The sequence below is a fragment of the Azospirillum sp. TSH64 genome (genome assembly GCF_003116035.1).
Classification (GTDB): Bacteria; Pseudomonadota; Alphaproteobacteria; order Azospirillales; family Azospirillaceae; genus Azospirillum.
On record NZ_LGQW01000013.1, the window covers coordinates 1,168 to 1,396 of the forward strand.

1 protein-coding gene is annotated in these 229 nt (G+C 69.4%); it reads right to left on the minus strand.

Annotated features, from left to right (window positions below; genetic code table 11):
• Nucleotides 1-229: ATP-binding cassette domain-containing protein (locus tag TSH64_RS01525; RefSeq protein ID WP_146207977.1), on the minus strand; the 229-nt coding region annotated here is incomplete at both ends.

Genomic DNA, 229 nt, shown 5'->3' on the forward strand with positions numbered 1-229 from the left:
CGCCTTGAGCGCCCGCACCGCGACACCGATCTGCTCGATGATGACCGGAGCCAGACCCTCGGTCGGCTCGTCCAGCAGGATCAGATTGGCGCCGGTGCGCAGGATGCGGGCGATGGCCAGCATCTGCTGCTCGCCGCCCGACAGCCGCGTGCCCTGGGTCGAGCCGCGGCCCTTCAGGTTGGGGAACAGCTCATGGATCTGCGGGACCGTCATCCCGCCCTCCTTGACC